The 13,666-nt window shown below is 49.5% G+C and carries 16 protein-coding genes; 5 read left to right on the top strand and 11 right to left on the bottom strand.

Features of this window, described 5'->3' with window-relative positions; genetic code table 11:
• Window positions 1–7 precede the first annotated feature (7 nt).
• On the bottom strand, window positions 8–1,405 hold the full coding sequence (locus tag ACFE8Q_RS25630; RefSeq protein WP_375448300.1) for a methylmalonyl-CoA mutase family protein: 1,398 nt from the start codon (window positions 1,403–1,405) through the stop codon (window positions 8–10).
• A gap of 158 nt (window positions 1,406–1,563) precedes the next feature.
• On the opposite strand from ACFE8Q_RS25630, the gene dnaA reads away from it, so the two are divergent.
• From dnaA to ACFE8Q_RS25650, 4 genes are all read left to right on the top strand, one after another.
• Window positions 1,564–2,970, top strand: a complete 1,407-nt coding sequence (gene dnaA, locus ACFE8Q_RS25635) for a chromosomal replication initiator protein DnaA (protein ID WP_375448301.1) — start codon at window positions 1,564–1,566, stop codon at window positions 2,968–2,970.
• A gap of 138 nt (window positions 2,971–3,108) precedes the next feature.
• Window positions 3,109–4,203, top strand: coding sequence for an AAA family ATPase (locus ACFE8Q_RS25640; protein ID WP_375448302.1), 1,095 nt, complete (start codon window positions 3,109–3,111; stop codon window positions 4,201–4,203).
• Entirely contained in the window at window positions 4,200–4,817 is a 618-nt protein-coding gene (locus ACFE8Q_RS25645) for a hypothetical protein (RefSeq protein ID WP_375448303.1), read from the top strand. Before ACFE8Q_RS25640 ends, ACFE8Q_RS25645 begins: the two co-directional genes overlap by 4 nt.
• Before the next feature lie 3 nt (window positions 4,818–4,820).
• Entirely contained in the window at window positions 4,821–5,813 is a 993-nt protein-coding gene (locus tag ACFE8Q_RS25650; protein ID WP_375448304.1) for a GNAT family N-acetyltransferase, read from the top strand.
• A 10-nt stretch (window positions 5,814–5,823) separates the two neighbouring features.
• On the opposite strand, the gene ACFE8Q_RS25655 is transcribed toward ACFE8Q_RS25650, so the two are convergent.
• Window positions 5,824–6,615, bottom strand: a complete 792-nt coding sequence (locus ACFE8Q_RS25655) for a DUF3108 domain-containing protein (RefSeq protein WP_375448305.1) — start codon at window positions 6,613–6,615, stop codon at window positions 5,824–5,826.
• A gap of 13 nt (window positions 6,616–6,628) precedes the next feature.
• On the bottom strand, window positions 6,629–7,666 hold the full coding sequence (locus tag ACFE8Q_RS25660; RefSeq protein WP_375448306.1) for an aminopeptidase: 1,038 nt from the start codon (window positions 7,664–7,666) through the stop codon (window positions 6,629–6,631).
• A 153-nt stretch (window positions 7,667–7,819) separates the two neighbouring features.
• Between ACFE8Q_RS25660 and ACFE8Q_RS25665 the strand changes: the two genes are divergently transcribed.
• Window positions 7,820–8,107, top strand: coding sequence for a YtxH domain-containing protein (locus tag ACFE8Q_RS25665; RefSeq protein ID WP_375448307.1), 288 nt, complete (start codon window positions 7,820–7,822; stop codon window positions 8,105–8,107).
• Between the two features lie 116 nt (window positions 8,108–8,223).
• Here ACFE8Q_RS25665 and ACFE8Q_RS25670 read toward each other — a convergent pair whose 3' ends face one another.
• The 8 genes from ACFE8Q_RS25670 to ACFE8Q_RS25705 form a co-directional block, all read right to left on the bottom strand.
• Window positions 8,224–8,646, bottom strand: a complete 423-nt coding sequence (locus ACFE8Q_RS25670; RefSeq protein ID WP_375448308.1) for a hypothetical protein — start codon at window positions 8,644–8,646, stop codon at window positions 8,224–8,226.
• Window positions 8,647–8,790: 144 nt separating this feature from the next.
• On the bottom strand, window positions 8,791–9,162 hold the full coding sequence (locus tag ACFE8Q_RS25675; protein ID WP_375448309.1) for a hypothetical protein: 372 nt from the start codon (window positions 9,160–9,162) through the stop codon (window positions 8,791–8,793).
• A gap of 73 nt (window positions 9,163–9,235) precedes the next feature.
• On the bottom strand, window positions 9,236–9,604 hold the full coding sequence (locus ACFE8Q_RS25680; protein WP_375448310.1) for a hypothetical protein: 369 nt from the start codon (window positions 9,602–9,604) through the stop codon (window positions 9,236–9,238).
• A 23-nt stretch (window positions 9,605–9,627) separates the two neighbouring features.
• Window positions 9,628–10,593, bottom strand: coding sequence for a LamG-like jellyroll fold domain-containing protein (locus ACFE8Q_RS25685; RefSeq protein ID WP_375448311.1), 966 nt, complete (start codon window positions 10,591–10,593; stop codon window positions 9,628–9,630).
• Window positions 10,594–10,622: 29 nt separating this feature from the next.
• On the bottom strand, window positions 10,623–10,808 hold the full coding sequence (locus ACFE8Q_RS25690; RefSeq protein ID WP_375448312.1) for a hypothetical protein: 186 nt from the start codon (window positions 10,806–10,808) through the stop codon (window positions 10,623–10,625).
• Between the two features lie 245 nt (window positions 10,809–11,053).
• Window positions 11,054–12,148, bottom strand: a complete 1,095-nt coding sequence (locus ACFE8Q_RS25695) for a PQQ-binding-like beta-propeller repeat protein (RefSeq protein WP_375448313.1) — start codon at window positions 12,146–12,148, stop codon at window positions 11,054–11,056.
• Between the two features lie 12 nt (window positions 12,149–12,160).
• Window positions 12,161–13,096, bottom strand: a complete 936-nt coding sequence (locus ACFE8Q_RS25700) for an LGFP repeat-containing protein (protein ID WP_375448314.1) — start codon at window positions 13,094–13,096, stop codon at window positions 12,161–12,163.
• 71 nt (window positions 13,097–13,167) lie between these two features.
• A complete protein-coding gene (locus tag ACFE8Q_RS25705; RefSeq protein ID WP_375448315.1) occupies window positions 13,168–13,653 on the bottom strand; it encodes a YfaP family protein in 486 nt (161 codons plus the stop codon).
• Between the last annotated feature and the right edge of the window lie 13 nt (window positions 13,654–13,666).

Here is a 13,666-nt window from a genome sequence, read left to right on the forward strand (position 1 = left end):
TAAACAGCTATTCAAATTCGTTTGCTAGCCGGCGGGTTTTTAAACCTATATCATCTCCTTCAGACGGTATAGGGTTGGTCTCGGCACCTTCTTCGTCGTGCCGAAATTTAGTCACACCAACCAGTATCCGGCCGTTTCGAACAGCATCGACTTTCGCTGCAAATGCCTTGTCGAGATGTTGCTGAATAAAGCCGTTTTCCAGTGCCTTCGTAAAACCGCCCATCGCTTCAACTTGTTGAAATAAGGCCCAGGCGGCTTCAGTCAGTTGATGCGTCAGGTTTTCGATGTAATAACTGCCGGCGGCCGGGTCGGTTACTTTGTCGAGGTAACTTTCGGCTTTTAGCAGGGTCGACACGTTGCGGGCAATCCGCTCGCTAAATTCGGTGGGATGGCTTTCTGGCAACGTACCCAACGTGCTCAGTACGGCATCGTAGGGCCGGACTGTCAGCGCATCGATGCCGCCAATGATCGCCGCCATGGCTTCGGTGGTGGCCCTAAGCAGGTTCGTATAAGGCGTGGCGGTGGCTTCGTAAAAGGTAGACGTCTGCCCATGAATCAGCAGAGTCTGGCTAGCTGCCGACGGTGCGAAACGGGCAAACAGTACGCGCAGTGCCCGGAGTTTAGCCATTTCCATGAAATAGCTCGTTCCAACCGAAACCGATAACACCGTTTTTGAGGCAAGCTGCTCAACGGTCAGCCCTGACTCAAGTAGCTGGCCATACACCTCGGCGAGGCGGGCCAACGTAAAGGCCAGTTCCTGAGTGGCCGTACCGCCCGCCGCGTGAAAATCGTGGCTATTGATGCCAATCACCCGAAAATTAGGTGACTCACTGCTCTGCTCGATCAGCTCAGCAAGCGCACCAATGGGCAACCCCGCTGTAGGGGGGTGGGCTGTGCCTGACTCGGTCAGCATGCCGCCCTTAAGCTGATACGGAGCCACCTGACGAAGTGTTTGTAGGAACGATACGGCCTGATTGCCAGCACCCAGGCGAAAGAAAACAGGCGTATTGCTCAGTTTAATGCCGTCGAGCAGACGAGTCAGCGAAAGGCTATGTGGCGATCCTGCCGAAGCGTCGGACCAGTCAGGTACGTTCAGCACCAGTGCGTCGGCACCGTTGGCAAGGGCATCGCGCAGCCGGGTGTTCAGCGACCTCTCCTGGCCCGGTAAAGCAAAATAGTGGGGCGTATTGAGCCAGCCGGGGGTTGATTTCTGGACATTATGGACAAATGCAAGTTGCTGCGGATCGAGCCCGGCGTCTGTATAATAAGGTTCAACCATAAACCCTTCGGGCGACTCCCAACGTAAACTTTCGTATATGTTGCTGTCTTTCAGGTCTTTTTGCACCTGATTGAGCCAGTCGGCACGAGAGGCTGGGGGGAAGGGTGGCGAAAATGGAGTTGGCATACGGCTTAACAAAGTCACAGAACAGGCTAAAGGTACGCACTGTTTTTTCTCGGTTCGTAATTCGTAAATTGTGCTACTTTTGTCTCCCTTTTGGCAACCGTAACCGCACCACTTCATCTAACGTTTATTCAGTGACCCACCCCGTACCACCAGGATCCATGCAACGCGAAGTACAAATTGTCTGGAACAATTGTCTGCGTGTTATTCAGGAAATTGTGCCCGAACCAAGTTTCAAGACCTGGTTTGAGCCGATTATACCGTTGCGGCTCCACGGGAAAGTATTGACGATTCAGGTGCCGAGTGAGTTTTTTTACGAGTGGCTGGAAGAGAACTTCGTCCATGCGCTCAGAAAGGCCCTCGATTACGCTATTGGCCGCGACGGGCAGCTTGAATATTCGATTGTGGTGGATCAGGGCGACGCCCAAAACCGGCCGATCGCGGTAAGTATGCCGACCACCAAAAGCCCGCAGTCGGCCAAGCCCGACAATGTGAGCCCGGTGCTACGATCGCCGTTTGTATTGAAAGACCTCGATTCGCTTACCCTCGATTCCTACCTGAACCCGACCTATACGTTCGATAATTACGTAGAAGGTGACTGCAACCGGCTCGCCCGAAATGCAGGCTATGCCGTAGCCGCGCGGCCGGGTGTAACGTCGTTTAACCCGTTGATGATTTACGGCGGTGTGGGTCTGGGTAAGACGCACCTGGTGCAGGCTATCGGTAATTTCATCAAGAATAATAATCAGGATAAATTCGTCCTGTACGTCACCTCCGAGAAGTTCACCAACCAGTTTCTGAATGCCATCCGCACCGACGGTATTCGTGATTTCACCTCGTTCTACATGCAGGTCGACGTGCTGGTGATCGACGATGTGCAGTTTTTGCAGAAAAAAGAGAAAACGCAGGAAATTTTCTTCCACATCTTCAATCACCTCCATCAGTCGGGTAAGCAGATCATTATGACCTCCGACCGGTCGCCGCGTGCGCTCGACGGGCTGGAAGACCGCCTGCTCTCCCGCTTCAAGTGGGGCCTGACGACTGACCTGCAAACGCCTGATTTAGAGACACGTATTGCCATTATTCAGAAGAAATTGCAAGCCGAAGGCGTCTACATCGACGATGGCGTGATCGAATACCTCGCCCACAGTATCAACACCAACGTGCGTGAACTCGAAGGCGTGGTGGTGTCATTGATGGCGCAGGCGTCGCTGAATCGCCGCGAGATTGACCTTGATCTGGCCAAAGCCACGTTGCGCAACATCGTTGTCAACGACGAGAAGGAAATCAACATCGACACGGTGCAGGAACTGGTAGCCGATTTCTACAACACCACCATCGCCGACTTAAAGTCGAAGAGCCGCAAGCGCGAGATTGTCTATCCGCGTCAGGTGGCGATGTACCTGGCCAAAGAATTGACCGAACTATCGTTGAAATCCATCGGCTACCATTTTGGCGGCCGCGACCACAGCACCGTCATTCACGCCATTCAACTGGTAAACGACCTGCTGAAAGAAAACCCCGATACCAAAGAGCAGGTAGCAAAACTGAAGGGGTATTTTAAATGAGTCTGTGGTTTGTTGTCTGTCGTTTGTAGTTGCGCTGCTTCTCTGGCGTGCATCTGTATTGCCATGCCAGCAAGTGAACAGCGCAGAGCACGCTACTCTAAAAATTCGTACTATTGCGTAAACTGACTCCTGTTCGTTATGCTCAAACGCGTCTCCATACAAAACTTCAAAAGCCTGAAAGACGTAACGCTTGATTTACAAAAAGTAAATCTGTTAATCGGTCCGAACAACTCAGGAAAGAGCAATTTTTTGAAGGCGTTGGAGTATATGACCAAATTAAATGCGAATACTGTTGAGTTGGATTACAAAAATTTAGTTTTTAGTAAGGATGAACTTTACGAAATAAAAATTGAATTAGTAGAAGAAAGTAAACTTCTTAATCACGAGAGGTACTTTTTGTGTACAATTAACGATAATCTAACTGTACATAAGCAAAGAGGTACCCAAATGAATGATGGAATAGTGTATAGTGATCCGTCAACTTACGATGTTAATCATACAATAAACTTCATAGGGAATTTAATTATATATAAACCTGATCCTAATAAAATAATAGCTCCTGGACCTGTTGGTATTGGCCAGGAGTTTGTTAATTCTGACGCCTCAAATTTAGTTGGATTTTTAGATCTGCTACTTGGCAAATATAGGAAGAGTAACTTTCAAAGGATCGAAGCTGACCTTAAGACATGTTTGCCAGAGTTTAGTGAAATAAATCTAGAAGACTATCAATTAACAGAAAATATCGATGAAAAAATAGTTGGAAAATCGTTTAAGCGTATAGGATTATCTGCTGTTGATCGTGGGACTATTTATTGGGCCGATGAGCTTTCAGAAGGTACTTTATATTTTCTCGCTCTGCTTTGCATTATAAATCAACCGAATCCGCCTAAGTTGCTTTTACTGGAAGAGCCTGAGAAAGGAATTCATCCGCGCCGGATATGGGAGGTGATGAAATTTATCTTTCAATTAGCCGAAGAAAAAGATATTCAGATTATTCTGACAACGCATAATGAACACGTTGTCAATGCGTTTTCGTCAATTCCTGAGGCTGTTTTTGTATTCGATAAAGATGAAGAAGGAGCAACGCATGTGCGAAATCTTCAACGAGACATAATTGACGTATCTAACAAAAAGAGCGAGGAAAATGGGTTTGACCCGATTGATTTTACAAGCGATTTAGGTAAAAGCTGGTTATACGGATTGATTGGGGGCGTACCTGAAGAGAATATATGACTGTAAAGAATCGCCTTGAATACACACTGGTAGCGGAGGGGTACGCAGAGTATGCATTCATACCGGTTTATATGCGTAGAATGGCAGATAGGTATGCTATTCAGGCTGTTAAAAGTAAACTCGGTCTGAGGCCAGGAAAATCGAATAAATCAGAGGTGTATCTAGAGTATCAGGATATTTTGAAAGACTCTATAAACAGGCAATATGATTTATTTATTGTAGGGGTTGATTTGAATGAGCCTGATCGTGAACAAGACCAGCCGGTACATAGAAAAGAATGTGATAAGTTAATTGCAGCGTTAGGTAAACCGTACCAACGTTTTTCTAATAAAATCGTACTTTATGTGCCTGTGCAAGCTATCGAATATTGGCTAATTTATCAGCTTCATAAGGTTCAAGCTATGAAGACAACAGTTTCCAATAGTGTCAAAAGTGCCCATCAGGATAAGTTCAAAGAACAACTTTATAAGAACAGGCGCGATGGTGACGCTATGCAACAGGTTGCTAAAGAAATTGCGGAAAAAGCTGATTTCGACGAGCTAGCGAAACAGTCGTGTAGTTTCTGCCATTTCCATGAGCAAGTAACCGCCTTTTTGACTTTGTTTTCCCACTAGCAATTGCCGCACTTCCTGACCCGCCGCCAGATCGATGCTCCTGCCTGGAATCAGTGTGTGTCAACGGCGCATAATGCGCTCATATATGGGCATACGTGGTATTTGGATGCGGTGACTAACGTACTTGGCTGGAAGTGGGAGGGACTCGTTATAGGGAACGTACCTGATGGTCACTCAGCTACACACTACGAGGCCGTGCTCCCTATTCCGCTTCGTCGCCGGTGGGGGCGGTGGGTGGTATATCAGCCTCTTTTCTGCCAGTTTGTGGCGCTTTTTTCCCCGCAGCAACTTGACCCCACTCCGCTTTTATTGCTCGTTTATGAACGCTATCGGCACGTATCGAAGTGGCATTTACTGCTCAACGAGCCATTGCCCGGCTTGGCGGCTCAGGTACGTCAACAGGTGATGTATACGCACATCCTGCCGCTACAGACAGTTGGTAGTTACACCCCCGACCGGCGAATGAACCTACGCCGGGCCGCACGCCGGATTGCCAACGTACCTGACTGGCGCGTGACCGAATCGGCTGATATTGAGCCGTTACTAACACTCTTTCGGGAAAACCACGCCGACGAGATTGGGGCGGCTGAATGGGCCTATGCGTTGTTTCGTGAGTTATTCTCAGCCGTTCAGAAACAGCACCTGGGTACGTTGCGGTATGCGTGGGCAAACGGGCAGATCGTGGCCGGCGCTATGTTTGTGGCGCAACACGGCCGGGTTATTTACCTCTTCAACGCCGCCAATAGCGAAGGTCGCCGACTGAACGCCCGGTCTATACTGATCGACGAGTTGATTCGGGATGAGCAACATAAAGCAGCGTCCGTGACGCCACCAACTCCGCTCATGCTTGATTTTGAAAGCCCTGAAAAACCGGGCGTCGTGTCGTTCTACGAAAGCTTCGGCGCAACGCCCCAACCGTATATTGTCTTCTCATGGAGCCGCTCAACCTGGCTTGAGCGGCTGGTAATAAAGGCTAAGGCCAAGCTTGGACTGTAGCCCCAAAATTTTACTTCTTAAACGCAATTGCCTGTTTCAGGCCGGAAAAGGATTTGATGTCCATATCGAGCGAGCCGATTGACAATTCGACCTGTACTTTGATGGGCACTTTATTGACGTCATCCGACACCCACATCAGTAGCGAATCCTCGCCTTTGAAAAAGCCATTCGACGATAGAATGGGACTGAGTTTGATGACGTTAACCATACCAAACTTCGTTTTGATCGCCTCCTTCCCCCGGTATTTCACTTTCATGTTATACACGGTGTCATCGTAGAAGGCGGGGAGCTCGATCACCGTGCCGATGCCGAGCTTATTGAAATCAATGGTACGCAGAAAATAATAGCTGCTTACTACATCGTGCACATTATCAGGCACTTTGAACAGGTCTTTCTCTGTTCGTTCTTCAGCCTTCACCGTGTTGGCGGCATGGTTGAAGGTCATATTCTCCTCTTTCCGGTAGCTGTTCTCCTGAATATTGGTGTAAAACTTTTGAGGCAGAATAGCCGACGTGTCGATGTATGAGCGCCAGGTGTCGCGTACCTTGGTAACCAGGTCAAACGCTCCCGTTGTGCGGCCAAATACATTGACCTGATAGCATGGACGGCCATTTACCGAATAAAGCGATGGCGCTACATCGACGCGCGCTTCGGCGGCGTTGATGATGCCGTAATGAACCCGATATTCAATATGTTCACCTGGCCCGAAGCTCGTATTGACAACGCGACGGTAGGTATTGGCGGCTGTAAAAGCCGCCGTTAGAATAACCAGGATGCCAAGCGTGATACCCGTTTTCTTCATGGCAATCAGTCTGTTACAAAGACGGATAGGTGTGTTTCAGATGTGTTAAATAACGCTTAAAGTCGCTCTTAAATTGAGTAACAAACTCTGTTTTGAACCGGTTCTGTTGTTTTCGGTACGTGAGGAACCCTACAAAGTACGCATTGTTGGGTAGGTCAGTTTTAATCCAGACCCGCCTTTTAGCCAAATGGTTCAAGCGCTCATCGGTCAGCGTGTCGGTCGTGGTCATGATCGTTTCAATGGTTGTCCACTTCACTGTTTCTTTGACGGACACCGGCGTTGAAGGTTTAAACGATTTATAAACACTGTCGAGCGTTTGCGTGCCCTTCAGGATGTGGTCATTAAAGCGCTCATAATACGCGTTGGTAGCCAGGTAGTTCCGGTACGGCAGCGAATCACGGCCGTATTTCTGCGCCATATATCGCTCGGCACCGTAGTCGCCCACAAAATCGGCCAGATTTTCATTGTATTCCAACTGGTCTTTAATAAAAAGCGTGCCATGAGTCAGTTCATGGATGATCAACTCGGCCAGACTGCCTTCCGTGCGTTTCAACATACTCGACAGAATGGGGTCTTTGAAGAACCCGAGCGTTGAGTAGGCGGCTACTTCATTGATACGGGTGTCGTAGCCGTCGCGTTGCAGCATACTATCGGCCTGGATTAATCGCTGACGGTCGAAATAGCCTTTATAGGAAAAGGTGCCAAGTAGCGGAATGGCGTACTCAACCGGCTTCAACGCGTATCGATCTGACCCGACAAGCACCCACATCAGCGGTTTTCCTTCCTGATCGTGGTAGGTAGTGAAGTTATCCGACGGATCGAGGCCTAATGAATCCTGGGCAAACCGTTTTATTTCCTGGATAAGCCGAATCTTGGTTTTAAGCGAATCCGGGTACGTTGGGTCGGCCAGAACCTCGGCTACGGGACGGGTATTAAGCATAATATGCAGTTGCCCTTTCGCCTGCATATACCCATAGCTGATCAGTTCGCGTTGCCAGATACCCAGGGCCAGCAGGACGCCCAGCAGACCCAGAAAAATTCGCCGTTTCATAGAGCAAATGTAAAGCCTGAACGGGCGAAAGCGTGAACACGCAACGCTTCCACGAATCCTGCTCTGGCACCGCCTGTCACTCTTTATGGCTTTATTTCTTTCACTCGTTGACTAAAAGCGGTACGTTCGTGCTCCATTAAACAACACAAACCAATGGCAGTTAACGCAAAACACCTGGCTACATTCATTTTAGGCGCCGCCGCCGGCGTGGCCCTTAACAAATACCTGCAAACCGAAGATGGCGAAAAAATGGTTGCCGATCTGAAAGAGAAGGGCACCCAATTGAAGACAGAAGCCGAAGGCGCGATTGATAACGCGCCTGAGTATTTCGAGAAGTTGAAAACCCAATTGTCGGAAATGCTGAAGACCAACTTTCCCAACGCCGAACAGGCTATCGACGACGTACTGGGCAAAAAGCCCGAAACGGACCTGCCTGCTTAGCAGGTGACCCTGCCTTGCGGTGCAGGCAGATCCCGACTGAATGAAAACCCGCTGATTCTAGGCCAGCGGGTTTTTTAGTATGAATGGCCGGGTGCGTTACGTCTGAGTACAGTTTTTTACTGCCTGTCCACGTAAAATTCAAGCCGTTTGTGCGCATACCCCCAACCGGTCAGTTGCGCGTCGGTGTAGCGGGTTTCGGGCACTAGCAACCAGTCACGATCACCGGGATGCCACCAGTTGTAAACGGCTACCCTGCCTGGCCCGGGACCTCGATAGGCGTAGAAAAGGGATTCTTTATATTTATAGCCCCAACTTGCCATCTTGTCAATTCCCTCATAGTCTTCTGAAACGGTAACCCAATCCTGATCCTGAGGCTGGTAGAGCCGGAACACCTCGATCCGTTCATCGCCGGGTGTAGCAAAGGCATAGAACTGAAACTCTTTTTTCTCGTACCCGTAGCTGATCATCTTGTCATACGTATTATGCGTTTTGGGCAAGGTGACCCAGTCTTTTTCGAGCGGATGAAAAAAGCGGTACACGGGCACCCGCTGCCCTCAGCTCAGTTGGATACTTAACAGGAAGCAAACTAGAACCAGAGTTGTTTTTGAGAGGGTATACATAATAATAAGGTGTTTTAAGCGATGGTTGTGGTGTAGTTTAAGGTGTGGCTCAGTGGGATGAGGTTAGTGAATTATACCCGTTCGTCGCTGATTTAGCCGCCATTGCAAACCCAGCCTCATAAACGTCTGTTCGCGGTAGATAACGTCGAACTTACTCTGGTTGATAACAGGAATCCAGCCGAATAACTGGAACATTAGGCGGAAACTTGGGCCTGCTGCAGCGATAGTGAAGGCGGGTTCAATGAACAGAAGATGTGAGTGGCTCAACTGTTCGAAACCAGGTGTGTAGGCATATACCGGGGGCGTATTTGCAGGCAGAATTGTGGCGGTGCTGTAGCCTGTATAATTGATTTTCGTGGAAAACGAGATGCTTCCTTTCCGTCGCCGAATTCCGATGGCGGGCTGTACATATACATTCCAGTTTGGAATGCTCATACTAACGGGAGTAGTAGTCCAGTAGCCAGTAGCTGTACCGCTGCTTGCCGATGTTGATAGCGGAGTGTCTGGTTCATTCCAGCGTTGCCCGGCAGTGCCCATACCCCCGCCTAGATACACCTCGGCAATGGGACTTCCGGGCGTTTTTTTGTAATGTAAAGTAGCCAACGGCTACTTCAGCCCGCCGTTGATTGTAGATGGCCCCCTTCGATAGGAACTTTTGGCCATTGATGACCGCGAACATATTGAGGGCTACGCCAATGTGGTTTCCGACCGCCACCGCCGCCTGAAGATTCGTCGTATTGATCGACACATGTGCCTCGCCCTTTTTCTGAAAAAGTGGCACGTTTTGGTGGGCTGGCACGTAGGTCCCCAAGTTGCAGGAGGTCAACAGTAGTCCAACCGACAGCAGGGAACAGAGCCTGGCCAGATACGTTTTCATGGCGAACGGTGCAAGTTCTACACTTACTCGGTGTAGAGCGCCTGGATTTCGCTGTCCGTTAATACCCTGTTGTACATACGGACATCATCGAGGCTCCCTTTGAAGAATCGTACCGAACCGGATGAGCCAATCGTAAACTTGGTTGGTGTCGTTGGCACAGAACCCACGCTGGCGGAAGTTCGTAACGTGCCATTCCAATAAAACTTGTTCTGTCCGCTGGTTCGTACCATCACCAAATGAACCCATTTGTTGACATCGGTACTGGCAAAGGTGTCCAGACCTAACGAAAAACTTCCTGTACCTGTACCGAAGAGCAGACTTAAACTGGACGAGGGCGAGCCAAGTCCCATACCAAAACTGTACCCGTCCAGCCGGCTGCCATCATTAGCCCCGTTGGATATAAACGTTGCCTGTTGGCTAAGTGAACTTATTGATAGCCAAATGCTTATCGAAAAATTATCGGTAACGGTTGTGGGCACGGTATTGAATGTAATGTTACTACTACCATTAAAGTAAACAGCCGTATTACTTCCTTTTCTGTCGGTTATATAGGTTACCCCGTTTACGGTTCCATCAATACCCCTACCACTGCCGTCTCTGGCGTTGCCGTTGAATGGGTAATAAGCTACCAGCCCGTTTGTGGGGAATGTTCTGGTGATCGTCACCGTGTACGTCTGGGTGCTGCCATCTTCGGCGGTCACCGTATAAAGCACGGCGTTAGAAAAGTCCTGTGCTACGCCCGATGCGGGTGATACCGTCGCTTTAGGCGAAAGTGTAATGGTGGGGACGAGGCTGCTGGCAGACGTACCCAGCGGCAACGTACCTGTAATGCTGTTGCCGCTGATGGTTGCCGCAAGGGCAGGGCTGGCAAACGAGAAGGCAATGATACTCTTCTCAGTACTCTTCACCGTAGGGTCAGTCGATTTACAGGCAGAAACCAGTGCCATTATCAGGCAAAGTAGTGTGGCGATGTGGCGATGTGTTTTCATGCTAATGTGGAAGCCTATGAAGTTGAGAATTAATTAGGATTGCCCTGCACTGAAAACAGCAGGGGATAGCCAAAAGCACTGAACCGTTTCGTGATTTTTATACCGTCGAAAAGCGCGGCTTCACCTGTGTTTGCGTTGTAGGGCAGTATAAACCCCCGAAAGCTCATCATGGTGGTCCAGTTGGTGCCCAGCCGGGTGCCAAAATCGCTCACCACATTCAGTAATTTAAAGTTGCCCCCTACTTCATAAAAAATAGAAGCTCCGGTGCTGGCATTGTAGAACAGAACCCCTTCGTTATTGGCCGACGTTTTTGGTTAGGTTTCGACAACCCGTGTTGGCACTACCGGCGTGACGGTTGTGTCGGTTTTTATAGCCAAACGTACCTGCAATCAGCAGCGCAGTAAGGGTAAGAGTGTATGCAATTCTTATGATTGTGTGGGAGAAAAATGGTGGATGATGATCAGTCACCGGGGTTACCCCGCACTACTTTGCCCTGCTTGGTCACCACGCAGGGCTTGCCGGTGAAAGCTCCGCCTGAAAATGTCCATTTGCCGGTGCCGGTGACTGCATCGGTCACATATAGTTTTCCATCTGAACTACCGGCATAGAACACACCGTTGCTCACGGTCGAGTAATAAGTTGAACCTACGGTGGCCAATTCCCATTTTTTGGTACCAGTGGCCGCATCGAGGGCATATTGTTTGCCACCAGTATTACCGGCAAAGTAGACGATGCCGTTTGCAACGCTTACACCATACCCAGAGACACTAGGCGAACTGGTGTAATCCCACTTTTTGGCTCCGGTTGTGGCATCCAGCGCGTAACATTTGCCGTCGAAACTGCCCACATAAACTACTCCATTGCTGACAGCGGCAGTACCATAAATATTTCCTCCCGTGAGGAATTCCCATTTCTTGGTGCCTATGGTCGCGTCGATAGCATACAGTTTTTTATCAATGCTTCCCACATAGACAATGCCGTTGCTGATGATGGGACTGGCATCGATTGGGGCCCCCGTCAAGAATTCCCACTTTTTTGTGCCGGTAGCCGCATCAAGGGCATATACTTTAAAATCATCACTGCCGATATACACAATGCCATTGCTGACCACAGGGCTGGACCGGATTCGGCCTCCTGCCAGAAATACCCATTTGCCAGTGCCGGTAGCCGCATCGAGGGCGTAGAGTTTTGTGTCATAGCTGCCCACATAGACAACGCCGTTGCTAACGGCTGGACTTGAGTAAATCTGCCCTCCTGTTGTAAACTCCCATTTTTTGGTACCAGTGGTGGCGTCCAGTGCATAGAGTTTAGTATCATAACTACCCACATAAACGACTCCGTTGCTGAACGCAGCATCGTTATAGACCGTACCTCCCGTCAAAAACTCCCATTTCTTGGATCCGGTAGCTGCGTCAAGGGCGTACAGTTTTTTGTCGACGCTGCCCACATACACCACATCGTCGGTGTCGGGGCCAGGGTCTTTGTCTTTGCAGGCAAAAAACAGCAATGGCAGGGCCAGCAGGACGTACCTGAGGCAGTTTTTGAGGGTGTTCATGGTTGTGTGAAATTAGTAGCAAGGATAAAAGCCTCCCGTCGTATACACCGAGCCGTCAGAAAATACTTTGCGGTTGCTGCTGTTGTAGAAATTGGTGCAGGTGCCACTCATGTCCATGTGCCCACCCACAAACGAGACGATCTGGGCATTATCAGCGCGGTTAGGATCGCAGCTTGTGGTTGGGTATTTGAGCCAAGTGGGGGCTTGTGAGCCGCGATACGCCTTACATATGGGCCCCCATAGCGCTTGCGCTCCCGTTGTAGGTGTATACCAGATCAGGTTGGCCGTTTTAGACAAATCTGATTCATATTTTACGAAATTAGTGACGCGTAACCCGGCCGTTGCGTCGCTGCCAGTACCTGCCAACTCATCAGTAACAGGATATCCCAACGGACCTGTCCATCGGCCGATGCTTTTATATTTGGCGTAGATAGCGCCGTGAACTTCTACAGTGAATCCCAGCATGATGGACGTTGACCCAGCCAACGGTACCGCCTGGGGATTTATGATAATCCCGTTTTTGAACTCCACAAACGTGCAACCACTGCCGCAGGGCTGTACATCGGCAATGGGTTCGCCGAGGGGGTAATCATTACTGGTGCCCGCGAAGGTATCCTGCCCTAGGTTATCGTATTTTTGGGTTTCCCGCTCGCCGAAGCCAAACGCTTCTGAGCCGGGGTAGTAATAAATTGCCCGTTTGTTGCTACCGCTGAGGTAATACTGTACCCAGCCTTTTTTGCCCTTTGTCTGTACAACGGTTCCGCTGGCAGTGTAGCCGTCTTTGGTCCAGTTCAGCAGTGCAAACTTCGCCTCGATAGCCACCTGATAATCCGGCTTGGCAGGTGTGGGTGTACTGGTGTCGGCTTTCTTACAGCCAAGCGTACCTGCAATCAGTAATATGGCCCACAGAATAGGCCAACTTTTAAACGGGATACTTTTCGTTTTCATGAGAGTATGGATAGTGAACCGGCGGTCAATCGGTAGCTCTGTAAGGCTTCCAAAACCTTACAGGGCTATGGCTACTGAAGCGTCCAGGTTTGTACCGCGCTTTTATCGTTGCTGTTACTCAATGTCCCTTTGAACGTGGCCTTCACTGCTTCATTCACGGCAATACGGAGTGTGAAATCGGAGGTGGCAGCATCGTTGCTACCGCAGTACCTGAAATACTCTACCCAATATTTGTACGTGCCTTTGATTCCCTTGCCATCTGGCCAGAAAATGTTTTCATTAGGCCCCTGCCCGCACGAGGAGCACTTGCAGTCTACATCGAGCTGCCCCCCGTCGGAAGTAGACTTGCGGCCGTAATAGATTTCATTCCCTTTGGGGTCAATCACGTGCAAGTCCATGTCTACGTTGGCTTCGTTGGTAAACTGAAGGTTGAAACGTGGATTTCCCGGTTGGCCTACCAGTTGAGGTTCGGGTTCGGTTTTCTTGCTACAGGCCATTGCTAAACACAAGAGGCAGAGACAGCTAATACTGCCTATTTTTTGTTTTACCGTTTTCATACTCTGTGGATTG

Origin of the sequence: uncultured Fibrella sp., assembly GCF_964250085.1 — a bacterium.
Taxonomy (GTDB): domain Bacteria; phylum Bacteroidota; class Bacteroidia; order Cytophagales; family Spirosomataceae; genus Fibrella.

Coding starts and splice junctions, on each gene's coding strand:
- ACFE8Q_RS25630 (WP_375448300.1), bottom strand. CDS start 1,405: ATGCCAACTCCATTTTCGCCACCCTTCCCCCCAGCCTCTCGTGCCGAC.
- dnaA (WP_375448301.1), top strand. CDS start 1,564: ATGCAACGCGAAGTACAAATTGTCTGGAACAATTGTCTGCGTGTTATT.
- ACFE8Q_RS25640 (WP_375448302.1), top strand. CDS start 3,109: ATGCTCAAACGCGTCTCCATACAAAACTTCAAAAGCCTGAAAGACGTA.
- ACFE8Q_RS25645 (WP_375448303.1), top strand. CDS start 4,200: ATGACTGTAAAGAATCGCCTTGAATACACACTGGTAGCGGAGGGGTAC.
- ACFE8Q_RS25655 (WP_375448305.1), bottom strand. CDS start 6,615: ATGAAGAAAACGGGTATCACGCTTGGCATCCTGGTTATTCTAACGGCG.
- ACFE8Q_RS25660 (WP_375448306.1), bottom strand. CDS start 7,666: ATGAAACGGCGAATTTTTCTGGGTCTGCTGGGCGTCCTGCTGGCCCTG.
- ACFE8Q_RS25665 (WP_375448307.1), top strand. CDS start 7,820: ATGGCAGTTAACGCAAAACACCTGGCTACATTCATTTTAGGCGCCGCC.
- ACFE8Q_RS25675 (WP_375448309.1), bottom strand. CDS start 9,162: ATGAGCATTCCAAACTGGAATGTATATGTACAGCCCGCCATCGGAATT.
- ACFE8Q_RS25680 (WP_375448310.1), bottom strand. CDS start 9,604: ATGAAAACGTATCTGGCCAGGCTCTGTTCCCTGCTGTCGGTTGGACTA.
- ACFE8Q_RS25685 (WP_375448311.1), bottom strand. CDS start 10,593: ATGAAAACACATCGCCACATCGCCACACTACTTTGCCTGATAATGGCA.
- ACFE8Q_RS25695 (WP_375448313.1), bottom strand. CDS start 12,148: ATGAACACCCTCAAAAACTGCCTCAGGTACGTCCTGCTGGCCCTGCCA.
- ACFE8Q_RS25700 (WP_375448314.1), bottom strand. CDS start 13,096: ATGAAAACGAAAAGTATCCCGTTTAAAAGTTGGCCTATTCTGTGGGCC.
- ACFE8Q_RS25705 (WP_375448315.1), bottom strand. CDS start 13,653: ATGAAAACGGTAAAACAAAAAATAGGCAGTATTAGCTGTCTCTGCCTC.